Source organism: Pseudomonas sp. NPDC088429, assembly GCF_044753305.1.
In the GTDB taxonomy this organism is placed as follows: domain Bacteria; phylum Pseudomonadota; class Gammaproteobacteria; order Pseudomonadales; family Pseudomonadaceae; genus Aquipseudomonas; species Aquipseudomonas rustica.
On record NZ_JBIVMX010000055.1, the window covers coordinates 15,185 to 37,912 of the forward strand.

18 protein-coding genes, 1 tRNA gene and 3 pseudogenes are annotated in these 22,728 nt (G+C 59.6%); 11 read left to right on the forward strand and 11 right to left on the reverse strand.

Annotation, left to right across the window (positions count from 1 at the left end; translation table 11 throughout):
* Positions 1–129: 129 nt before the first annotated feature.
* Positions 130–420, forward strand: a complete 291-nt coding sequence (locus tag ACIP66_RS22110) for a nucleotidyltransferase family protein (RefSeq protein ID WP_282358664.1) — start codon at positions 130–132, stop codon at positions 418–420.
* Between the two features lie 211 nt (positions 421–631).
* Here the strand turns inward: ACIP66_RS22110 and ACIP66_RS22115 are convergent, their stop codons facing one another.
* Positions 632–2,050 carry a short-chain fatty acid transporter gene (locus tag ACIP66_RS22115; protein WP_053123825.1) on the reverse strand — a complete coding sequence of 473 codons (1,419 nt, stop codon included), beginning with the start codon at positions 2,048–2,050 and terminating at the stop codon, positions 632–634.
* Between the two features lie 315 nt (positions 2,051–2,365).
* On the opposite strand from ACIP66_RS22115, the gene ACIP66_RS22120 reads away from it, so the two are divergent.
* From ACIP66_RS22120 to ACIP66_RS22150, 7 genes and pseudogenes are all read left to right on the forward strand, one after another.
* Positions 2,366–3,679 (forward strand): MFS transporter, encoded by a 1,314-nt coding sequence (locus tag ACIP66_RS22120; protein WP_400650859.1) that lies wholly within the window; start codon positions 2,366–2,368, stop codon positions 3,677–3,679.
* Between the two features lie 206 nt (positions 3,680–3,885).
* A pseudogene (locus ACIP66_RS22125) lies at positions 3,886–4,572 on the forward strand (PAS domain-containing protein); the annotation flags it as partial.
* A gap of 102 nt (positions 4,573–4,674) precedes the next feature.
* A pseudogene (locus ACIP66_RS22130) lies at positions 4,675–5,112 on the forward strand (methyl-accepting chemotaxis protein); the annotation flags it as partial.
* 176 nt (positions 5,113–5,288) lie between these two features.
* Entirely contained in the window at positions 5,289–5,900 is a 612-nt protein-coding gene (locus tag ACIP66_RS22135; protein WP_400650862.1) for a flavin reductase family protein, read from the forward strand.
* Positions 5,901–5,992: 92 nt separating this feature from the next.
* The gene (locus ACIP66_RS22140; protein WP_400650865.1) at positions 5,993–6,553 is read left to right on the forward strand and encodes a DUF2975 domain-containing protein; all 561 of its coding nucleotides are present in this window, start codon (positions 5,993–5,995) and stop codon (positions 6,551–6,553) included.
* A 7-nt stretch (positions 6,554–6,560) separates the two neighbouring features.
* Complete coding sequence (locus ACIP66_RS22145; RefSeq protein WP_053123815.1) at positions 6,561–6,782, forward strand: helix-turn-helix transcriptional regulator; 222 nt, start codon at positions 6,561–6,563, stop codon at positions 6,780–6,782.
* 80 nt (positions 6,783–6,862) lie between these two features.
* The gene (locus ACIP66_RS22150) at positions 6,863–7,495 is read left to right on the forward strand and encodes a LysE family translocator (protein ID WP_400650868.1); all 633 of its coding nucleotides are present in this window, start codon (positions 6,863–6,865) and stop codon (positions 7,493–7,495) included.
* Between the two features lie 23 nt (positions 7,496–7,518).
* Here the strand turns inward: ACIP66_RS22150 and ACIP66_RS22155 are convergent.
* Positions 7,519–7,689 (reverse strand): annotated as a pseudogene (locus tag ACIP66_RS22155) (transcriptional regulator); the annotation flags it as partial.
* A gap of 152 nt (positions 7,690–7,841) precedes the next feature.
* Positions 7,842–9,674 carry a gamma-glutamyltransferase gene (ggt, locus tag ACIP66_RS22160; RefSeq protein WP_400650871.1) on the reverse strand — a complete coding sequence of 611 codons (1,833 nt, stop codon included), beginning with the start codon at positions 9,672–9,674 and terminating at the stop codon, positions 7,842–7,844.
* Between the two features lie 262 nt (positions 9,675–9,936).
* Here ggt and ACIP66_RS22165 point away from each other — a divergent pair, with 262 nt between their 5' ends.
* Entirely contained in the window at positions 9,937–11,037 is a 1,101-nt protein-coding gene (locus ACIP66_RS22165) for a DUF2817 domain-containing protein (RefSeq protein ID WP_400650873.1), read from the forward strand.
* Between the two features lie 98 nt (positions 11,038–11,135).
* Here ACIP66_RS22165 and ACIP66_RS22170 read toward each other — a convergent pair.
* The 6 genes from ACIP66_RS22170 to ACIP66_RS22195 all read right to left on the reverse strand — a co-directional run bounded on the left by ACIP66_RS22170 (position 11,136) and on the right by ACIP66_RS22195 (position 16,748).
* Positions 11,136–11,212: transfer RNA gene (locus ACIP66_RS22170), tRNA-Met, on the reverse strand.
* Between the two features lie 86 nt (positions 11,213–11,298).
* Complete coding sequence (locus ACIP66_RS22175) at positions 11,299–12,753, reverse strand: amidase (protein WP_400650875.1); 1,455 nt, start codon at positions 12,751–12,753, stop codon at positions 11,299–11,301.
* Positions 12,754–12,813: 60 nt separating this feature from the next.
* Complete coding sequence (locus tag ACIP66_RS22180; protein ID WP_400650878.1) at positions 12,814–13,860, reverse strand: extracellular solute-binding protein; 1,047 nt, start codon at positions 13,858–13,860, stop codon at positions 12,814–12,816.
* A 27-nt stretch (positions 13,861–13,887) separates the two neighbouring features.
* Entirely contained in the window at positions 13,888–14,694 is an 807-nt protein-coding gene (locus ACIP66_RS22185) for an ABC transporter permease (protein WP_400650880.1), read from the reverse strand.
* Positions 14,694–15,614 carry an ABC transporter permease gene (locus tag ACIP66_RS22190; protein ID WP_282356756.1) on the reverse strand — a complete coding sequence of 307 codons (921 nt, stop codon included), beginning with the start codon at positions 15,612–15,614 and terminating at the stop codon, positions 14,694–14,696. The genes ACIP66_RS22185 and ACIP66_RS22190 overlap by 1 nt, the downstream gene beginning before the upstream one ends.
* A 15-nt stretch (positions 15,615–15,629) precedes the next feature.
* Positions 15,630–16,748: an ABC transporter ATP-binding protein gene (locus ACIP66_RS22195; RefSeq protein ID WP_400650883.1), complete on the reverse strand. Its 1,119-nt coding sequence runs from the start codon at positions 16,746–16,748 to the stop codon at positions 15,630–15,632.
* Positions 16,749–16,976: 228 nt separating this feature from the next.
* Here ACIP66_RS22195 and ACIP66_RS22200 point away from each other — a divergent pair, with 228 nt between their 5' ends.
* On the forward strand, positions 16,977–17,879 hold the full coding sequence (locus tag ACIP66_RS22200; protein ID WP_212548748.1) for a LysR substrate-binding domain-containing protein: 903 nt from the start codon (positions 16,977–16,979) through the stop codon (positions 17,877–17,879).
* Here the strand turns inward: ACIP66_RS22200 and ACIP66_RS22205 are convergent.
* Positions 17,872–20,067 (reverse strand): methyl-accepting chemotaxis protein, encoded by a 2,196-nt coding sequence (locus ACIP66_RS22205; RefSeq protein ID WP_400650886.1) that lies wholly within the window; start codon positions 20,065–20,067, stop codon positions 17,872–17,874. The two genes, ACIP66_RS22200 and ACIP66_RS22205, sit on opposite strands and share 8 nt — an antisense overlap.
* Before the next feature lie 295 nt (positions 20,068–20,362).
* On the opposite strand from ACIP66_RS22205, the gene ACIP66_RS22210 reads away from it, so the two are divergent.
* Positions 20,363–21,580 carry an MFS transporter gene (locus ACIP66_RS22210; RefSeq protein ID WP_053123775.1) on the forward strand — a complete coding sequence of 406 codons (1,218 nt, stop codon included), beginning with the start codon at positions 20,363–20,365 and terminating at the stop codon, positions 21,578–21,580.
* A gap of 183 nt (positions 21,581–21,763) precedes the next feature.
* Here the strand turns inward: ACIP66_RS22210 and ychF are convergent.
* The coding region (gene ychF, locus ACIP66_RS22215) for a redox-regulated ATPase YchF (RefSeq protein ID WP_400650890.1) at positions 21,764–22,728 on the reverse strand (965 nt) is incomplete at its 5' end.

The following is a 22,728-nucleotide window of genomic DNA, read 5'->3' on the forward strand; positions in this document are numbered from 1 at the left end:
CTTAAATGTTTCAGTATGTTTCGGGCGGACGCTAGCAAGGGGATGTGACGGTTGGGTTACAAATGGTGCGGTGATTGTTGATCTGCTGCACGGTTAGACTTTCGCGATTGAATCCTGTCGCGATAAACCATGAAGCCCTCTACTGCTCTTGATTTGCAACGAATCGCTGTCCGTGCGGTTGCCCGCCGATTTCAGATGGGCAACCTTCGTGTTTTTGGTTCGGTGGCCATGGGCACCGATACAGAAGGCAGTGATCTCGACCTTTTGGTCGATCCAAAGCCCGGCACCACATTGTTTGATCTAGGAGGGCTTCAGGTGGAGCTTGAGGAATTACTGGGCGTCACCGTTGACTTGCGAACCCCGGAAGATATTCCACTCAAATTTCGCCAACAGGTTTTGGAACAGTCGCGACCTGTATGAAAAGGGAACTGATCTATCAGTTAAGAACTGAATGAGACTGCGAATAATGGGTGTGAAGTCTGGACGGTGACTCAAGTTCGAAGTGAAACAAATGTGTGAGCGGACTTGCTCGCGAAGGCGGTGTATCAATCAGCAATGATGTTGACTGACCCACCGCTTTCGCGAGCAAGCTCGCTCCCACAGGGGAATTACTTCGTCAGGTAGATCCGGTTTACGGCATCACCGGCGGTGTATACGCCAATGTCGTCCCCAGCGCCCACAGCAAAAACAGCACCAGCGGCGTGTGCACCAGCAGTTGCACGAACGAGAAGCCGATCAGGTCCCGCGCCTTTAATCCGAGCACACCCAGCAACGGCAGCATGTAAAACGGGTTGATCAGGTTCGGCAGCGCTTCGGCCGCGTTATAGATCTGCACCGCCCAGCCGAGGTGGTATTGCAGATCGTTGGCGACCTGCATCACGTACGGCGCTTCGATGATCCACTTGCCGCCACCCGACGGAATGAAGAAGCCGAGAATCGCCGAGTACACGCCCATCAGCAGCGCATAGGTGTCGTGGGAGGCGATGCTGACGAAGAACGTCGAGATGTGGTGCGCCAGCGTCTGCGCATCGGCGCCTTTGACCGTGGTCATCAGTGCGGCAATCGAACCGTACAGCGGGAACTGGATCAGCACGCCGGTGGTGGTCGGCACCGCGCGCGACACCGCATCGAGGAAGCTGCGCGGGCGCCAGTGCAGCAGCGCGCCGAGCATGATGAACAGGAAGTTGTAGGTGTTCAGCCCGGAGATCGCGGTGATCGCCGGTTTGGTCGAAAACTCGTGGAACAGCCATCCCGCCGCCAGCAGCACCAGCACGATGATCAGCAGTGGACTGTGTTCAAGCCATTCGCCCGGGCGAGTGCGCGGTTGCAGCGGTGGCAGGTTGAACGCCGGGTCGATGCCGCAGGCCTTGGCGTCCCGCGCAGAGTTCGGGCCGGGCGCGGTGGCGTAGGCGATGATGATCGAGATCACGATCAGCGCCAGCAGCATCACGCCGGACTGCCAGAGGAAAATCGTTTCGGTGAACGGAATCACTCCGGTGATCGACAGGATCGACGGCGGCAGGCTGCCCGGGTTGGCCTGCAACTGTGCGGCCGACGACGACAGGCCCAAGGCCCACACGGCGCCCAGACCCAGATAGGCAGCGGCACCAGCGGCGCGGTAATCCATTTTCAGATCGGTGCGGCGGGCGAGGGCGCGCACCAGCAAACCGCCGAACACCAGCGACAGGCCCCAGTTGAGCAGCGACGCAACCATCGAAATCAGTGCGACCCAGGCCACGGCGGAGCGGCCGTTTTTCGGGATTCGTGCCAGACGATCGATCAGTTTCACGGCGGGCGGCGAGCTGGCGACGACGTAGCCGCCGATCACCACGAAGGCCATTTGCATGGTGAACGGGATCAGGCTCCAGAAGCCGTCACCGAAAGCCATCGCGGCGTCGGTGGGTTTGGCGCCCATGGCCATTGTGGCCAGCGCGACGATGATGACGGCCAGCGCGGCGAACACCCAAGAGTCGGGAAACCAGCGTTCGGCGAAGTTGGAACAGCGCAAGGCGAAGCGCGCGGAGCGGCTATCTTCGATATCAGCGGCCACAGAAGTACCTCGGATTTTTTTATGGTTATTTGGGGTCTGGCAGGCGAAACACATATCCCCTGTAGGAGTGAGCCTGCTCGCGATAGCGTCCGTTCATTCAACATGTGTATTGACTGACCTGGCGCCATCGCGAGCAGGCTCACTCCTACAGGAACTGCGTTTGCCCGAATCGACAGGCCCCAACAGTAAATCAAGCCGAGGCGTTTTGTGAGCAGGTTTTTCCAAATCAGGACTATGGTCTAACGGGTTGTCCATCCGTCCATTTGCGTAGACCATGTGCGCCTTGGTTTTTTGCCTGTGCCAGAGTTCTTTGTCATGACTGCCAATTCCGCAGCGCAACCCGCGCCGTTCAGCCGCTCCGACTACAAGACCCTCGGCCTTGCAGCCCTCGGTGGCGCGCTGGAAATCTATGATTTCATCATTTTCGTGTTCTTCGCCCTGACCCTCAGTCAGCTGTTTTTCCCGCCGGAAATGCCCGAATGGCTGCGCCTGCTGCAAAGCTTCGGGATCTTTGTCACCGGTTACCTGGCGCGGCCGCTGGGCGGTATTTTGATGGCGCATTTCGCCGACCGCATGGGGCGCAAGAAAGTCTTCAGCCTGAGCATCCTGATGATGGCGCTGCCGTGCCTGCTGATCGGGATCATGCCGACTTACGCGCAGATCGGTTATTTCGCGCCGCTGTTGCTGCTGGCGCTGCGCATCCTGCAAGGCGCGGCGGTCGGCGGCGAAGTGCCGAGTGCCTGGGTGTTCGTCGCTGAACATGCACCTGCTGGCCATCGCGGTTATGCGCTGGGCTTCCTCCAGGCCGGGCTGACCTTCGGTTACCTGATCGGCGCGTTGACCGCGACGTTTCTGGCGCAAGTGTTCACCCCGGCAGAAATCCTCGATTACGCCTGGCGCTATCCGTTCCTGCTCGGCGGTGTATTCGGCGTGATCGGCGTCTACCTGCGTCGCTGGCTGAGCGAAACGCCGGTGTTCATGGCCATGGAAGCGCAGCGTGAGGCGCGCGTCGAACTGCCGTTGCGCACGGTGTTGCGCGAACACCGACTGGCGATGCTACCGGCGATGCTGCTGACCTGCGTGCTGACCTCGGCGGTGGTGGTGTTCGTCGTCATCACGCCGACCATGATGCAGAAAACCTTCGGCATGACCGCCAGCCACACCTTCGCCCTCAGCGCATTGGGCATCGTTTTCCTCAATATCGGCTGCGTGATCGCCGGGTTGCTGGTCGACCGCATCGGCGCCTGGCGCACGGTCATGCTCTATAGCCTGTTGCTGCCGCTGGGCATTGCCGTGCTCTACGGTTGCCTGATCAGCGGCGGCGACTGGATCGGCATCGCCTACGCCATCGCGGGTCTCGCCTGCGGCGTGGTGGGTGCGGTGCCGTCGGTGATGGTCGGGTTGTTCCCGGCGCGTATTCGCGTGTCAGGCATTTCCTTCACCTACAACATTGCCTACGCCGCGTGGGCAAGTATCACACCGCTGTTGCTGATCGGTCTGATGCCGTGGAGTCCGTGGATCTGCGTGATGTTCTGCGCGGTGATGGGCGCGGTCGGTATCGTCAGCGCGGCGTATTTCGGTGCGCGCATGCCGCGCACGGGACAATCTCAGGTAGCCGGAACTGCCTGACAACGTACGTCCGAACTATTTTTGACTGAGGAGTCTCAAGCGCTCTTCAGAAACGCTGCGCAAGGCCGATGGTTAGGCTGCATCCCGCTCTCTAACCTGTCCATCGGTACTTTCCCATGTTCAACAAACGCTTGAAGCAAGAGCTGGCCGCTCTTCGTGAAGAACTCTCCAGCCTTGTGCAAGTGAAGGAAAGCCTGGAAAGCGAGATGCTGGTGCTGACCCTCGAGCCCGACGGCCGGGTGCAGTCGGTCAATCAGAACTTCCTCACCGAGATGCTCTACAAGAGCCACGATCTGATTGGCCGCGCGATCGAAGACATCGTTCCGGCCCACGTGAAGTCCGATGAATTTCATCAGCGCTTCAAAAACGCCATGAACCGTGGCGAGCATTTCGCTGGCGCGATTCGTTTGCTGCGCGGCAATGGTGAAGAGGCGTGGCTGCGCTCGATCGTGCAGCCGGTGCGCACGTCGGATGGGCGGATCAAGAACATCTCGATCTACGCCAGTGACCTGACGCGCACCATCGAAGCCTCCCGTGAACACGAAAACCTGATCGGCGCGCTGGTGCGTTCCACCGCCGTGATCGAGTTCGATCTCAACGGTAATGTACTGGCCGCCAATGATCGTTTCCTTAGCGGTATGGGTTACAGCCTGGCGCAGATCAAGGGCAAACATCACCGCATGTTTTGCGAGCCGCAGGAGTACAACAGCGCCGAGTACGCGAACTTCTGGCGTCGCTTGAACAACGGTGAATTTGTCGCTGAGCGTTTCAAACGGGTCGACAGCCATGGTCGTACAGTCTGGCTGGAAGCCTCCTACAACCCTGTGGTCGATGCCAACAACAAACTGTACAAAGTGGTGAAGTTCGCCACGGTGATCACCGATCAGGTCAACCGTGAACAAGCCGTTGCCGAAGCCGCCAACATTGCCTACAGCACCTCGCAACAAACCGACAGCACGGCGCAGCGCGGCACCACGGTGGTGACTGAAGCGGTCAATGTGATGCGTGATTTGTCGCGACACATGCAGACGGCGGGTGAGGGCATTGAAGCGCTGAACGAGCAATCTCTGGTGATCGGCACCATCGTCAAAACCATCAGCGGGATTGCTGAACAGACCAACCTGCTGGCGCTCAACGCGGCGATCGAAGCGGCGCGTGCCGGTGAACAGGGGCGTGGTTTTGCCGTGGTGGCCGATGAAGTGCGGCAACTGGCTTCGCGTACGAGCCAGGCGACGGACGAAATTGTCGGCGTGGTGCGGCAGAACCAGGAAATGGCGCGCAACGCCGTGGCCCTGATGACTGACGGCAAGCTGCAGGCCGAACAGGGGCTGGCGCTGGCGGCAGAGGCGGGCACGGTGATTGTCGAGATTCAGGACGGTGCGCAGAAAGTTGTGAACGCGGTAGGCCAGTTCGCCAATCAACTTTCCAACTGAAGATCCATCCAATCCCTGTAGGAGCTGTCGAGTAAAACGAGGCTGCGATCTTTTGATCTTGATGTTGAGGGCCAAGATCAAAAGATCGCAGCGTTCCGCAGCTACAGGTTTTTCACCAGCAGATATTTCGTTGCTGGCGCTACAATCGGCTCCTTTTCTCCCCGGAGCAGATCCCCATGAGCGCCGACCATCGCCGCCCGGTTCCCCTCAACAAAGCCTACCGTTTGCTCAACCATGGGCCGACCGTATTGGTCAGCGCCGCCCATGACGGCCAGCGCAATATCATGGCTGCCGCCTGGGCGATGCCACTGGATTTCGAGCCGCCGAAAGTCGCCGTCGTACTCGACAAATCGACCTGGACGCGACAGTTGCTCGAAGCCTCGGGCACCTTCGTCCTCAACGTTCCGTGTGCGCAACAGGCCGATATCGTGCAAACCGTCGGTAACACTTCCGGTCTGGACATCGTTGGCAGTCAAAGCCGCGACAAATTCGAAGCGTATGGCCTGCAAACCTTCGCCGGAGATCTTGTTGAGGCGCCGCTGCTCGACGGCTGCGTCGCCTGGCTTGAATGTCGTTTGTTGCCGGAGCCGCACAATCATCAGCAGTACGATCTGTTCCTCGCCGAAGTGATTGCCGCGCACGCCGATGCGCGCGTGTTTAGCGAAGGGCGCTGGCATTTCGACGGCCACGATTCGTTGCGCACGCTGCACCATGTGGCGGGCGGGCATTTCCTCACTATTGGCGATGCGCTGGATGGCAAAGTGCTGGAGGCTAAACCATCGGAGTGAAACAAAAATTAACGTTTTGCAGTAATTAATTATTGTTTTGCGATAATTTAATCGTCTATGGTTTGTCTCACATTCAATCTGTGAGGCATCTCATGACTTCCGTTTCTCTCGCGCAATTCAGCCGCCGTATGGCCACAATTACATTGCTGTTGATCATCCTGATGCTGGTGCTCAACGCTGCGGTCTGGCTGTTCCCGACGTTGGCCAGCAAGGATGGTTTGGGCCTGGGGTTCGCCTTGAGCGATCGCCAGCTCTCGGACATGACCAGTGCCGCCGCAGTGTTTCCGTGGTGGCAAACACTGGGCGCCATCGTGCTGTCGAGTATTCCCCTGATCGCACTGGCCTATGGTTTGAGGGCGCTACGTCGTCTGTTCCAGTGCTACGCCACGGGTGAGTATTTTTCCGCCGAAGCCGCCGGTCATCTGGGCAAAGTCGGGCGCGCCGTGGCGCTTTGGGTGCTGCTGGATTTTCTTTGCGAGCCGATGCTCAGCTTGTGGATTACGCAGAATGCGCCGGTGGGAGAGCGAATGGTGACTTTGAGCGTCACAGCGTCCACCTTCGTCGCGTTGTTCATGGCCGGCTGCATTTCGATCATTGCGCGTATCCTGTCGCAGGCCAGCGAAGTGGATTCCGAAAACCGTACTTTTATTTGAGATCGCTATGTCTATCGTGATTCAACTGGACGTGATGCTCGCCCTGCGCAAGGTCAAATCCAAGGATCTGGCCGCCGCCATCGGCATCACCGAAGCCAATCTGTCTTTGCTCAAACAGGGCAAGGTCAAAGGTTTGCGTCTGGCGACCCTGGACGCCATTTGTGAATACCTCAACTGCCAACCCGGCGACTTGCTGATCCGCGTGCCGGAGGGCGAACCGGCTGTTTAAAAGCACTGCCCAACCCATGGCAAAACGCGGCGGGATGTTGCAAGGTGTGGGCATTGTCGAATCAATCAGGCACATGCCCCATGAATATCTCTGCCGTGAGCTACCTCGCTCCATTGCTGTCGCTGGCGCTGTTGTGGACAGTCGCCGTGGTCACGCCGGGGCCGAACTTCTTCAACATCGCGCAACTGGCCGTCAGCCGTTCGCGACGCCATGGCGTCGTTGCCGCACTGGGTGTGGCCAGCGGCACGGTACTGTGGGGACTGGCCGGCGGCTTGGGCATCCAGTCATTGTTCAGCGCTGCTCCGACGCTGTACCTCAGTTTCAAGATCGCCGGTGGCTGCTACCTGATCTACCTCGGCCTCAAGCAATTCAAACGCAAGGCTGCCATCGCGCCGGGCACCGTGGACGCGTCGCAGCAAACACTGCGCGGCGCCTATGCCCGAGGCTTTCTCGGCAACATGACCAATCCAAAATCGGCACTGTTCGTCGCCACCATCTTCGCTACCGCAATGCCGGCACACATACCGCCGTTATTGCTGGCGCTGGCGGTACTGACCATGGCTACGCTGTCATTCAGTTGGTATTGCAGCGTCGCACTGTTTTTCGCCAGCCGCCGGGTGGCGAGTGTTTACGAACGCTCGCGTAAGTGGCTGGATCGGCTGGCGGGTGGTTGCTACTTGCTGTTTGGCGCACATCTGGTGGCGAGTCGTTGAGCGCATTGGGTGTATCTGTCTCAGGGCAAGTCGAGATGAAAATGCTTCGCTTCGTAGGCTTCGATCAAGGTGATCATTACCTCGAAGTAATCCCCTTCAGGCGTACCAGGTACAGGTTCATTGTCGAAAAGTGCGGAAACGTTTTTGAGCGCCGCACGGTAGTCTTCTTCGGTGTGGATCGGACGGATGTTCATGGGGAAAACTCCATTTCAACGAACGGACTCACTCTACCTCTGCGTACAATTTTCAGGGGTAGGAAAAGGCGACGTGACATTGCCGTAGCTTCCGAGCCCGCATAAAAAAAGGCCTACCTCCCAGTAAGCCTTTTCCGTCTTTCATGTAAGCCTCAATCCCCCAACGCTTCCCCTTCACGCCGTGGATCCGCACCACCTTCCAGCGTTGCATTCCCTTGCGCATCCTTGACCCGAACAATCGCTTGGGTGCCGCTGGTCATGTCGATTTCATTCACCGCATGCCCTTTGTCCTTCAACGCCTGAATCAGCGCCGGGCTGAATTGGCCTTGTTCCAGTTCGGTCGGGCCGTTGCGGCTGCCGAAGTTGGGCAGGCTGATGGCGCTTTGTGGGTCGAGATTCCAGTCGAGCAGGCCGATGGTGGTTTTCGCCACGTATTCGATGATCTGCGAGCCGCCCGGTGAGCCGACGCTGGCGAGGAATTCGCCGCTGTTGCGATCAAAGATTAGCGTGGGCGCCATCGACGAGCGTGGACGTTTGCCGGGTTCGACGCGGTTTGCGACTTTTTGGCCGTTCTCTTCGGGGATAAAGGAGAAGTCGGTCATCTGGTTGTTGAGCAGAAAACCCTGAACCATCAGGTGCGAACCGAACGCTGCTTCGATGGTGGTGGTCATCGATACGGCGCCGCCGAGGTCATCCACCGCGACCACTTGTGACGTCGAGATGCGCAGTGGCGAACGATCCGGTGCATAGGCCACCTGCACGCCCGGTGGTGTGCCGGGTTTGGCGGTGCCCATGCTGCGCTCGCCGATCAGACTGGCGCGATTGGCCAGATAACCCGGATCGACCAGGCCTTTCACTGGTACCGGAACGAAGTCGGTATCGGCGACGTATTGCGCACGATCGGCGTAGGCCAGACGTTCAGCTTCGGCGATCAGGTGCACTGCTTGTGGCGCGGGTTCGATGCCGGCGGGTTTGTCGGTTTTCACCGGTTTCAGCGGGGTGAGCGACAAGCGCGGATCGCGGGTTTCCAGCGCCTGCAAGGTGCCAAGTATCTGCGCCACGGCGATGCCGCCCGACGACGGTGGCGGCATGCCGCAGACTTGCCAGCGTTTGTAATCGGTGCACAGCGGCGCGCGTTCTTTGGCTTGATAGTGCTGAAGGTCGTGCAGCGACAGGCTGCCCGGGTTGGCGTGGCCCTGAACCTTAGCGACGATTTCTTCGGCGATCGGGCCTTTGTACAGCGCATCGGCGCCTTCGTTGGCGATGCGTTTGAGCACGGCAGCCAAGGCTGGATTCTGCAAGCGCGTGCCGACCGCTTTGACACTGCCATCGGTATTGAGGAAATACGCGGCCATGTCCGGAGAATTGCGAATCACCGGATCAGACTCCAGCAGCGAATGCAGGCGCGGGGAAATCGCGAAACCTTGTTCGGCGAGGTTGATCGCCGGTTCAAACAGCTTGGCCCATGGCAGGCGACCGTGTTGTTTATGCGCCATTTCCAGTGCGCGCAAAACGCCAGGAGTGCCAACGGAGCGGCCGCCAATTTGCGCCTGGGGGAACGACATCGGTTTGCCGTCAGGGCGCAGAAAGAGTTTCTCGGTTGCGCCGGCCGGCGCGGTTTCGCGACCGTCATAGGTGCGCACCTGTTTACCGTCCCACAGCACGATCATCGCGCCGCCACCGATCCCGGAGGATTGCGGCTCAACCAGCGTCAGCACGGCCTGCATCGCAATCGCTGCATCAATCGCCGAACCGCCCTGACGCAACATCTCGCGACCGGCCTCGGCAGCCAGTGGATTGGCAGCGGCGGCCATGTGTTTGCTGGCGTGACGGGTTTGCAGATCGGTGCGGAAACCCGACGCGGCTTCCGGTGCCAAGGGCATGACCGAGGAGGGCGGGGCGTTGCACGCGGTGAGGGTCAGGGCGCTGATGATCAGCGTCAGGGCAGGCAGGCGAAAGCGGCTCAAGGGCAAGGCTGAAAACACGCGGGCTCTCCGTCCGTGGATTAAATGTCTGAGGGACTCTATCGACCGGTCGGTCGAGACGCAAACCGATGGGCATTTTTGTCTTTCTTTTCAGGGCGGATGTTCGCTAGGGTCAACCTCAAATCATTAACCTGAAATGAGCCTTTTGTGGGAGCGAGCTTGCTCGCGAATGCGCAGAGTCAGTCGGCAGAAATGTTAAATGTAAAACCGCTTTCGCGAGCAAGCTCGCTCCCACAATTAGAAAACCAACAAGAGGCCAAGCATGCACAGCGAGTTTCCCACCGAGTCCAGTTACCGCATTCAACGCGACCAGTTTCTCGCCGCCGCCAATGCCGCCGGGGCGTCAATCACCTCCTACGCACATCCGCGCTGTGGCCCGTTTGGCGAGCCGTTGAGCACCGACGTCGCCGTGCTCGGTGACCCGCAGGCCAAAAAACGTCTGGTGGCACTCAGCGGTACCCACGGTGTGGAGGGCTATTACGGTTCCGACTGCCAAATCGATTGGCTGAAAGCATTCGCACCCGGCTCGCTGCCCAAGGATGTCGCGGTGATCATGGTTCACCTGATCAACCCGTGGGGCACCGCGTGGCTGCGTCGAGTCAACGAAGACAACATCGACCTCAACCGCAATCATCTGGATTTCACCGAAGCGTTGCCGGATAACCGAGCCTACGCGGCATTACACGATATCTACGCCTGCACCGACCTGAATGGCCCCGAGCGTCAACGCGCCGATGCCTTGCTCGATGCGCAGATCAACGAACACGGCTGGCCGGCGGTGATGTCGATTGTCGAGGGTGGTCAACACAGTCATCCGGATGGATTGTTCTATGGCGGTCGGGCGCCGAGCTGGTCGAATCGCACGTTGCATCAAATCATCGAAGCGCACTTGGCCGGCGCGGACACCGTGATGTGTTTCGACCTGCACACCGGCGCTGGCGAATACGGTCATCCGATGTTGCTGACGATCACCCAAGCGCCGTACCCGGCACTCCCCAAGGCTCAGTCGATTTACGGGCCATGGCTTTACACGCTGCACACCGGCGCCGACACCCTGAGCGAAACCGGCGTCGCCGCGACCGCCACCGGTTACACCTCGCAGGCATTGCTCGATGCCTTGCCGGACGTGCAATTGATGCCGTTCGTGATCGAGTGCGGAACGTATCCGGGCGCGGATGTGCATCGGTATTTACGTGACGACCATTGGCTGCATTTACACGGTGATCCGCTGGATGCAACGGGGAGGGTGATCAAACTGAATCTGCTGGAACAGTTCTACCCGGCCGATCCCGACTGGCGGGCGATGGTGGGTTTGCGTACCCGGCAAATCTGGGCGAAAGGATTGGCGGCACTGGCAGGCTGAAACGCTGGATGAGGGGAGAAATCCCCTCACCATAAAACCGGCGCTTTTCTCGAGGCATAAAAAAACGGCCTACCTTTCGGTAAGCCGTTTTTAGTACTTGGTGGCTACACAGGGACTTGAACCCCGGACCCCAGCATTATGAATGCTATGCTCTAACCAACTGAGCTATGTAGCCAAGTGGCGCGCATTATTCCCCTGAAATGGAAAAGCGTCAAGCGTAAATTTAAAAATTTTTTCTACGCTTTCAACCGTTTATCAAAATCACTGGCTCAGCAGCGGCGAAGGGCAGCGTTGGAACCAGCGGCTGGCCTGTTCATACGCGTGCGCCAATTGCAGAACAGCGAAGTCTGCCTGGTGCTTGCCGATGATCTGCAGCCCCATCGGCAAACCCTGCGCATTGAATCCAGCCTGAACGCTCGCCACCGGGCAACCCGATAACGTGCCGGGGATCACCACTTCCATCCAGCGATGATAAGTGTCCATGCTCACGCCTTCGATCGACGTCGGCCACGGCTGGGTTTTATCGAACGGAAACACCTGAGCGCTCGGCAACAACAGGTAGTCATATTTTTCGAATAACTTCGAGATCGCCCGATACCAATCACTGCGCACCACCGAGGCGGTAAACACTTCGCTGGCGGAAAGCTGCAAACCGTTTTCCACTTCCCAGATCGCTTCCGGTTTCAACAGCGCTCGTTTTTGTGGATCGGCATAAGTCGCGCCCAACGAACCGGCGACCATCCAGTGGCGCAACGTGCGCCAACTGCTCCACAAGCGCTCAGGCGCGAAACCCGGATCCGCTGCCTCGACGTGGCAGCCAATGCTTTCGAAGTCGACGAAGGTCTTCTCGCACAGCGACAGCACGCCGTTCTCCATCGGCAGATAACCATTGAAGTCACCCAGCCAGCCCAGCCGTGTGCCTTTGAAATCACGTTCCAGCGGCGCCGCAAACGCCTCACCGGATTCGGCGATGGACAGCGGCGCTCGCGCATCGGCGCCGGCCTGCACTGACAGCAGCAACGCCGCGTCACGCACGCTGCGCGCCATCGGGCCTTCGTAACCGAGTTGATCGATAAACAGATCGGCACTGTCATCAAACGGTACGCGACCCTGCGACGGGCGGAAGCCGAAGATGTTGTTGAACGCCGCCGGGTTGCGCAGCGAGCCCATCATGTCGCTGCCATCGGCCACGGGCACCAGATGCATCGCCAGCGCCGCGCCCGCGCCACCGCTGCTGCCGCCGGCGGTTTTGCTCGGGTCATAAGCGCAACCGGTCGCGCCGAACAATGGGTTGTAGCTTTGCGAGCCGAGGCCGAATTCCGGGGTGTTGGTTTTGCCGATGATGATCGCGCCGGCCTGCTTGATTCGCTCGACCATGATGCCGTCGCGCTCGGGCACGAAATCCTTGTACAGCGGCGAACCCATGGTGGTGCGAATGCCACGGGTCAGCGACAGATCCTTGATCGCGTGCGGCAGGCCGTGCATCCAGCCATGGTATTCGCCGCGCAGCAGTTCAGCGTCGCGCTGATCGGCCTGAGCCAGCAGATCATCAGGCGCCTGCAGGCTGATCAACGCATTGACCTTGGGGTTGAAGCGTTCGATGTGCGCGAGATAGGTCTGCATCACTTCGCGGCAGGAAACCTGGCGCAGGCGAATGCGCTCGGCGAGCTCATGGGCCTGCAACAGGACCAGTTCGCTGATGTTATTAGAATTCATTGCAAGCAGCCTTCAAGACGACTGGAAAAACGCCCCGGCCTCGCGCCGGGGCGGCAGGGATCAACGCATCAGGTTGGTCCAGAGACGGTCGGCCAGACGGATCGAGCCTTCGCCGCAGGTCTTGCTGAACACCACTTTGGTGCCTTGCGGAATGTGCAGCTCCGGCGCGTCCTTGAGCGAGGCATCGAGGAACGGTTCGACGCCTTTGATCGGGCTCTGATGCTTGAGGAAGTTCTGCGTCATCGCCGCATTTTGAGGCTGGCTGAGGAACGCAATGAACGCCTTGGCATTCGCTGGATTCTTGCTGCCGGTGGGGATGACCATGTTGTCGACCCACGCCAGCACGCCTTCTTTCGGGTACAGATATTTCAGCGTCGGTTTCATTTCGCGAGCGCGCATCGACGAGCCGCCCCAGAACATCGACATGTCGATTTCACCCGAAGCGAGGTTTTCGCGGATCGAACCGGCCTTCGAGCTGTAGGTTTTCACGTACGGTTTCTGCGCCTTGAGCAGCGTCAGAATCTGCTGCATCTGCTTCGGATCTTCGGTGCACAACGGGATGTCGAGGTACAGGCTGGCCATGTCCACCGCGTCGCTGACCGCGTCGAACATGTTGATCCGGCCTTGCAGCTCGGCCGGGGGCTCATACAAGACTTTGTAGCTGTCGGCCGGGCCGCTATAGCGCGCCGTGTCGAGCACCACGCTGGTGGTACCCCAAATGAACGGCACCGAATACGCGCCCTCGGGATCCCAGCTCGGTTTTTTCAGGTTGTCGGCAACGTTGGCGTAATACGCTTCTTTGACCGGGTCGAAGCGCTCCAGGAGTTTTTCCTGAATCAGGATCGGCACGAATTGATGCGACGGAATCGCCACGTCATAACCGGCGCCGCCCTGTTTCAGTTTTGCCAGCAGCGTCTCGTTGGAATCGTAGGAATCGACGGTGACTTCGATGCCGGTCTGCTTCTGGAACTTGGCGAGAATCTCCGGCGAAAAGTAGCCGCTCCAGCTCACCACGTTGAGTTTCTCGGCGGCCTGAACACTGACGGCCATGGTCAGCGGCACAGTCAGGAACAACGAAGTGCCGACGCTTTTTATCCACTTGCTCATGTCATTTCCCCACAGTAGGTAGAAGGTTCAGGCGTTCTTTTTGCCCAACAGGTAAGAGAGGCTGACGAACAGCACCGAGACGCCCAAAATCAGCGTCGACACGGCGTTGACGTCGGGTGTCACACCCATGCGCAGCAGGCCGAAGATGAAGATCGGCAGGGTGGTGGTGCCGGCCTGCGAGACCATCATCGAGATCACGAAGTTATCCAGCGAGACGATGAAGGCCAGCATCAATCCGGAGAAAATCCCCGGCATCAGCAGCGGCAGCGTAACCTTGCGAAAGGTGCGCCACGGGCCGGCGTAGAGATCGGCCGAGGCTTGCTCCAGCGACAGATCCATATCGTTCAGACGTGCACGAATCGGCAGGTAGGCAAAAGGAATGCAGAACACCGTGTGCGCGATGATCAGGTTGCCGTAACCCAGCGACAGGCCGATGGTCGAGAACAGCGCGAGCGTTGCCACGCCGACGACGATTTCTGGCAACACCAGCGGCAACATGATCGCGCCCATCGACAGTTGCAGGCCTTTGAACTTGGCCCCGCGCGAGGTACCAAGCGCGGCGAGGGTGGCAATCGCTGTGGCGACCATGCTGGCGCACACCGCGATCATCAGGCTGTTGCTGGCGGCCTGGCGCAAGGCCTGATTGGCGAACGCGGCGCGGTACCAGTCGAGGCTGAAACCAGTCCACACCGTCGCTGACTGATTGGCGTTGAACGAGAACACCACCAGCACCACGATCGGCGCATAGAGGTACAGATAGAACAGAAAGCTGAAGCCGCCGAACCCTGGAAAGTCCTGCACGCCCAGCCCTTTGCGTTTGAATAAAGCGAGCATCACGCACCTCCTTTGGCGATGCGCTGACGCTCGGCGCGCAGGGCATACACGGTCAGCACCAACATCACTGCGGCCATCAGCACCAGCGACAGCGCAGCGCCGAATGGCCAGTTACGCGAGTCACTGAACTGGCGGAAGATCAGGTTGCCGAGCATCATTCGCGTGCCGCCGCCGAGCAGTTCCGGGGCAATCATCGCGCCCAGGCACGGTACGAAGGTGAGGATGGCGCCGGCGAGAATCCCCGGTTTGGCGATCGGCAACACCACTTTGCGCAAGGTGCGCACGCGGCCGGCGTAGAGATCCTGCGCAGCCTCGAGCAGGCGGGTGTCCATTTTTTCCAGCGTCGCGTAGATCGGCAAAACCACGAATGGCGCGTAGGTGTAAACCAGCCCCAGCAGCACCGCGCCGTCGGTGTACAACAACTGCAACGGTTCATGGATGACGCCCATGCCCATCAGGCTGTTGTTGATTACGCCGGTGTTACGCAGCAGCAAAATCCACGCATAGGTGCGGATCAGCAGGTTGGCCCAGAACGGCACGGTGATCAGAAAAATCAGCAAGCCGCGCCGATGCGCCGGTTGCATCGCCAGCCACACGGCGACCGGAAAACCGATCAGCAGGGTGATGATCGTGGTCAGCCCGGCGATGCCGATCGAACGCAGGGCGATGAGCAGATAGGAGTCGGTAAACGCCAGGCTGTCATCCATTTGCCGCTCGAACAGCAACGAGGTGTATGCCTCACTGCTGAAGACTTTATTGACCCCGCCGTAGGGGTTGGCTTCCATCAGCGAATAGCCGATGACAATCAGGATCGGCACCACCAGAAACAGGCAGATGGCGGTCAGCGCCGGGCTGACACCGAGAAAACTCTGGAAGGCCTTGCGACGTTCCAGCGTGTTGGCAATCGGTAAGGCGTGCATGGCAATTTCTCCGGCTCAATCGTGCAGGACGCTGGCGCTACCACGGTCAAACAGCAGACCGGCCTGGGAGCCGACGGCAAAGCGCAGGCTCTGGTCGACGCAATTGGGCGTGCGCACGGTGAGACGCGAACCATCGCTGAGGCTGACCTGATATTGCAGGTCGGTGCCGAGGTAGATCTGCGCGTCGATCCGGCACGGCAAGGCAGCCTCGGTAGCGGCCGGCACCAGATGCAGGCGCTCGGGGCGTACCGACAGCGATACGCTGGCGCCGACCTGCACGTCATCGCACGCTTGCGCCGGCAGCGGATGCCCGGCCGGCCCAGCGAACCACGCCTGACCGTCTTCCACACGAGTCACGGTGCCTTCGATGAAATTGGTTTCGCCGATGAAGTCAGCGACGAAGCGATTGCGCGGACGTTCGTAGATTTCTTCCGGCCGCCCGACCTGTTGCACTTCGCCTTCGGAGAGCACGGCGATGCGGTCGGACATGGTCAGTGCTTCTTCCTGGTCGTGGGTGACGAAGATGAAGGTGATGCCGGTTTTCGCCTGAATGGTTTTCAGCTCTTCGCGCATGGCCTGACGCAGCTTGAGATCGAGTGCCGACAGCGGCTCATCAAGCAGCAACACTTTTGGATGCGGCGCCAAAGCACGGGCGAGGGCGACACGTTGTTGCTGGCCGCCGGACAGTTGCGCCGGTTTGCGATTGGTGAAGCGTTCCATCTGCACCAGCGCGAGCATCTCGCGGACACGTTCGCTGATTTGCGCCTTGGTGAGGACTTTGCCCATCGGGTGCGATTCGAGGCCGAAGGCCAGGTTTTCAGCGATGGTCATGTGCGGGAACAGCGCGTAATGCTGAAACACCGTGTTGACCGGCCGCTCGAAGGGTGGACGATCGGCGATGTTTTCGCCGTAGAGAAGAATCTCGCCTTCGGTGGGAAATTCGAAACCGGCGATCATCCGCAGCAGCGTGGTTTTGCCACAGCCGGACGGGCCGAGAAGGGTGAAGAATTCGTTGTCGCGGATATCCAGATCAATGCTTTTCAGCGCCACTGGACCGGTGTGCGGATCACCGTATACCTTGCGCACCGAGCGGATTGAGACCGCCAGTGTTTGCAGCGAATGCAGGGCATTCATGCGTTACCTCCGATTCCCCCATCGCCTGCGACTTGCTCTCAAAAAGCATTGCCGTCGGGCCATGGATATTATTTTTTTGGGCAGGATCGAGATTGCGTTCGGGTGTAATAACCAGCTGTTTTTTTGTTCTGCTGTGGCTCGATTATCAGCCAGGGGTTGCGCGGGGCGACACTTCAATTTAAACATGGCAGCTGTTAGTTAATTTAATAGCCAAAGGTGCCAGGAATCATGCCCGACCACCGATTGCCGCCGCTGAATGCGGTGCGTGCCTTTGATGCCGCCGCGCGATTGGGCAGCTACGTCGAAGCCTCGAAAGCGCTGCACGTGACCCAGCCTGCGATAGGCCGGCATGTGAAATTGCTCGAAGACTGGTTGGGCATTCAATTGTTCGAACGCACCTCGCGCGGGGTCAACCTGACCCCGGCGGGCGAGAAATACCACCGCAAGATCAGCGCCGCGTTGCAGTTGATTATCGAGGCCGGCAAGGAAGCGCAGCCCAAAGACGCCGAACGCTGGCTGCGGATCATGGTGGTGCCGGGGTTCGCCAAGCGCTGGTTGATGCCACGGATCGAAGCGATGCGGCACCTGCGGCCGGGGCTGAAATTTGCCATCGAACCCAACTCGACCTTCACCGAAGTGGACGGCAAGAGTGCCGATCTGGGCATCGTCTACGGCCTCGACGGGGAGTACGCCGATTCGCGGGAAGCGCTGATTTGCCCTCGGGTGTTTCCGATTTGCACGCCGGAGTATCTGGCGAGCATCGATCCTATCGACAGCCCGAGAGATCTGATCAAGCACGAGCTGATTCACGTCGATGACGGTGAGTGGTGGAACCTGTGGTTCGCCGCCCATGACCTCGATATCCACCTGAAATCCGACCTGCTGTACGTCAACAACGATCACGCCTTGTCGGTGGCCGAAAGCGGGCAGGGCATTGCGCTGGCTAACGAAGTGCTGGTGCGCCATGAACTGGCCAGCGGCAAACTGGTGCGCGCGATTGATGATGAGGTGAAGCTGGAAAGTTACCGGGTGCTGACGCCGTCCGCCGAACTCTCAGCGGACGCCGTGTGGTTTATCCAGTGGCTGAAAACCGAGCTGGAAAAGGATTTCCCGCAAGCGGTGATCAGTTGAGGCGAAAGCGCGCCGTGTTCTCGCTCAGTGCCTGGCTGCCGAGGCGCAGGGTGTCTGCCGCGAGGTTCACCGCTCGCGCGCCTTCGAGCAAACGCACCGCCGCTTGATCGACCTGCTGGATATTGCCGCTGACTTCATCGGCGGTGCACGCCTGTTCCTCCACCGCCGTGGCGATTTGCGCGAGGGTGTCGGTGACGCTCTGCACGGCACTGGCGATTTCGCCCAACCGTTCGCCAAGCCCGGTGACTGACTCGGCATCGGTTTGCGCCTGGCCGCAGGCAGCTTCCATCAAACTCACGGCTTCGTTGACCGTTGCGCGCAGGCTGTCGACCGTTCCGGCGATCTGCGCGGTGGATGATTGCGTGCGTTGCGACAGGCTGCGCACTTCGTCAGCCACGACGGCAAAGCCGCGTCCCTGTTCGCCGGCGCGCGCGGCTTCGATGGCCGCGTTGAGCGCCAACAGGTTGGTCTGTTCGGCCACTCCGCGAATGGTGTCGACCACCAATTGAATCTGCTGGCCTTGCTCGCTGACCCGACCGAGCGCCGCTGCGGTGTCGTTCAAACGCTGATTGAGCTGTTGAATACTCGCGGTGGTGCGCTGACTGTCGCGGCTGCTGTCGGCAGCGACGCGTTGGGTGTGCTGAGCGCTGCCGGAAGCCTGTTCGCAACTCTGCGCCACGCCTTGCGAGGTCGCGGCCAATTGCGTGGCCGCAGCGGCGATCTGGCTGATCTGCAACTGCTGCGCTTCGACTTCGCCGAGGGCACCGCTGGAGTGATCGTTGAGGCTGCGCACCGCGTCGCTCAGTTGCGAAGTCTCGTGATCGACTCCGAGCATACTGCTGCGCAGTTGCACCACCGCGACGTTGAGCGCGGTGCTGATCGCCGCCAGTTCATCGCGACCCTCCACCGGCACTTGCAGGCTGAGGTTGCCATCGCGCAGGGCTTCCGCGAGCAAGGTAATGCCGCTGGCGCTGCGACGAATCGAGGCTTGCAGGCAGATGAACAGGTACAGCGCGGCCAGCAGCAGGCACCCGAACACGGCGGCGACGATGATGAACTGACGGATCGCTGAACCGTGATAAGCATCAAGCCTTTGATCCAGCGAGACCAGCGATTGCTGGCGCAGGGCGGCGAGGTCGATCAACAAGGCGTCGAGGCTGCGTTCAAAGTCTTCCGGTTTGAGATTGATGCTGCCGCCAAACACGCCGTCGTCCAGCACCTCCAGGCCGCTGTCGAGGTGTTTGAGGCTCTCGTGGTATTGGCTGGCCCAGCTCTGCTGATCTTTCGGCAGGCGTGCTTCCAGCAGCGTGGCGGTTTTCACCAGTTGCTCGCGAGCATCACCGATACGGCTGCGCAGATCGCGCAACTGCAAACGGCTTTGCAGGGTGAACTGGCCCGAAACTACTGAGGCCTGGCCGACGGCAGCGAGGCGACCGACGCGTTCAATCAAGTCCGGCGCATGTTGCGTGGAGATTTGCGTCAGCAGGTAGGTTTCCAGCCATGGCGCGAGGGTCAGGCGATTGTCCATGACGATTTGTTCGCGCAACCCTTGCAGGGCGCTGAGGGCGTTGGTGAAGCGGTCATAACCGTCCGGCCACCAACCGACGCCGCTGAGGCTTTTCGAATCCAGTCCATTGAGTGCGGTTTGCAGCGTTTGGTAGCGGCTGAGTGTTTCACCTTCCGCGCCTTCGTTTTGCAGGGCATTGCCCAGATCCGTGGTGGCTTGCACAACCGCCGGTTGCACCGCGTCGAACGCGCCCATGGCGGCGAGGGTGGCCGGTGTCGGCTGGCGATTGGTTTCGGTGGCGCGCCAACGGGCGGCGCGGTCGCGTTGGGCGGCGAGCAAGTTGTCCAGCGCATCCAGCGCGAGCAACTGGCGCACGCCGGCACGTTCGCCGGAAATCAGATTGAGCTTGTCGCGATAGTCCTGGCCGATCATCAACAGGCTGCCGGCCAACGGCAAAATGAACAGCAGAAACAACAACTGGAATTTACCCGCGAAGCCAAACCGCCCCAGCAATTTGATCCCCGGTGAAAGGAAAGCCTGCATGCCCCATGACTCCTCTGGACACCACGCACCATCGGCGTGCATCGCGGTCGTTCGACGTTGATGTTGTGCCCTGCTAAAAGGCCTCGAAAGTTCACTCTCACCCGCTCTGTAGGCAGGTTCTGTAGCGAAACTTCCCATTGTCGATCACCTTTGTAAGGCGACCGCGTTCAGGGGCAGTAGCAAGGCAAGATTCAGACCATGGCGTTGGGCTATCACCTAAATCCCGTCCCCTGTAGGAGCTGCCGAAGGCTGCGATCTTTTGATGTTGTTTTTTAAAAGATCAAAAGATCGCAGCCTTCGGCAGCTCCTACACGATTGGGTGATTCAGGTCAGGGTGGTTAGTTAGCTGGCTAAGGGGATGGCGCTGACGCACTGAAAAATGGCACATTGACGCACCTGCCTGCGTGCACCCATCTGCTGTCCGGAAACTTCCATGGCTATCAGCAACGTTCAGACCGCCGCTGCCTCGGCGCCCGCTGCTCCCCAAAGCAGTCCATTGGTGATGCGAATTATCGGCGCGGTGGCGCTGGCGCATCTGATCAACGACCTGATCCAGTCGGTCTTGCCGTCGATCTACCCGATGCTCAAGGCCAATTACGGCCTGACCTTTACTCAGGTTGGCCTGATCACTCTGACCTTCCAACTGACCGCGTCGCTGCTGCAGCCGTGGGTCGGCTATCACACCGATCGGCATCCGAAACCGTGGCTGTTGCCGGCGGGTTCGATCTGCACGTTGATCGGCATCGTGATGATGTCGATGGTCGGCAGTTTTCCGTTGATTCTGCTGGCGGCGGCGCTAATCGGTATCGGTTCTTCGACGTTCCATCCCGAGGCCTCGCGGATTGCGCGGCTGGCTTCCGGTGGACGCTTTGGCCTGGCGCAATCGACCTTCCAGGTCGGTGGTAACGCCGGTTCCGCGTTCGGCCCATTGCTGGCGGCGGCGATCATCATTCCGTTCGGTCAGGCCAACGTCGCGTGGTTCGGTTTGTTCGCGGTGTTTGCGCTGTTCGTCCTGTACCGCATCAGCCGCTGGTACGCGCACCACTTGAACCTGTTCAAGCTCAAAGCCGGTCAGGCCGCGACTCACGGTTTGTCGAAGGGCAGGGTGACCAGTGCGCTGGTGGTATTGGGGCTGTTGGTGTTCTCCAAGTATTTCTACATGGCCAGCCTCACCAGCTACTTCACCTTCTACTTGATCGAGAAGTTTGACCTGTCGGTGGCGAGTTCGCAGTTGCACCTGTTCCTGTTTCTCGGTGCGGTAGCGGCGGGCACCTTCTTCGGCGGGCCGATTGGCGACAAGATCGGCCGTAAGGCGGTGATCTGGTTCTCGATCCTTGGCGTGGCACCGTTTACGCTGCTGATGCCCCACGTTGATCTGTTCTGGACGACTGTCCTGAGCGTGGTGATCGGCTTCATTCTGGCCTCGGCGTTCTCGGCGATTGTGGTGTACGCGCAGGAACTGGTGCCGGGCAACGTCGGGATGATTGCCGGGGTGTTCTTCGGTTTGATGTTTGGTTTCGGCGGGATAGGCGCGGCGCTGCTCGGGCATCTGGCGGATATTCACGGGATTGAGTACGTGTATTACCTGTGCTCGTTCCTGCCGCTGTTTGGTGTGTTGGCGATCTTCTTGCCGCGCACCAAAAAGGCCTGATCCCACACATTTAAACTGTAGGAGTGAGCCTGCTCGCGATGGCGGAGTGTCAGTCAGCACATCTGTAGCTGAAAAATGCTATCGCGAGCAGGCTCACTCCTACAGGGGATTGTGTTGTAGCGGAGAATGTTTCAGTCACAAAAAAGCCGCGTATCAAACGCGGCTTTTTCTTGGGCGTAACGCTTACACGTTAAAGCGGAAGTGCATCACGTCGCCGTCTTTGACGATGTAATCTTTGCCTTCCAGACGCCATTTACCGGCTTCTTTAGTACCGGCTTCGCCCTTGTACTGGATGAAGTCGTTGTAGGCGATGACTTCGGCGCGGATGAAGCCTTTCTCGAAGTCGGTGTGGATCACGCCGGCAGCCTGAGGTGCTGTGGCACCGACTTTGACGGTCCAGGCGCGGACTTCTTCAACACCGGCGGTGAAGTAGGTCTGCAGGTGCAGCATTTCGTAGCCGGCGCGGATCACGCGGTTGAGGCCAGGCTCTTCCAGGCCCAGGGCCTCGAGGAACATGTCCTTCTCTTCGCCGTCATCGAGCTCGGCGATTTCCGCTTCGATCTTGTTGCAGACCGGAACCACCATGGCGCCTTCTTCTTCGGCGATGGCGCGAACCACGTCGAGGTGCGGGTTGTTCTCGAAACCGTCTTCAGCGACGTTGGCGATGTACATGACCGGTTTGGTGGTCAGCAGGTGGAAGCCCTTGATCACTGCCTTTTCGTCAGCGTTCATGTTCTTCATCAGGCTGCGTGCAGGCTTGGCTTCGGTGAAGTGCGCGATCAGTTGCTCAAGCAGGCCTTTCTGAACCACGGCGTCCTTGTCACCACCCTTGGCGTTACGCGCGACTTTCTGCAGTTGCTTCTCGCAGCTGTCGAGGTCGGCGAAGATCAGTTCCAGGTCGATGATTTCGATGTCGCGCTTCGGGTCAACGCTGTTGGAAACGTGGATCACGTTCTCGTCTTCGAAGCAGCGCACGACGTGAGCGATCGCGTCGGTCTCGCGGATGTTGGCGAGGAACTTGTTGCCCAGGCCTTCACCTTTCGAGGCGCCGGCAACCAGGCCTGCGATGTCGACGAATTCCATGGTGGTCGGCAGGATGCGCTTTGGATTGACGATAGCCGCCAGAGCGTCCAGACGCGGATCCGGCA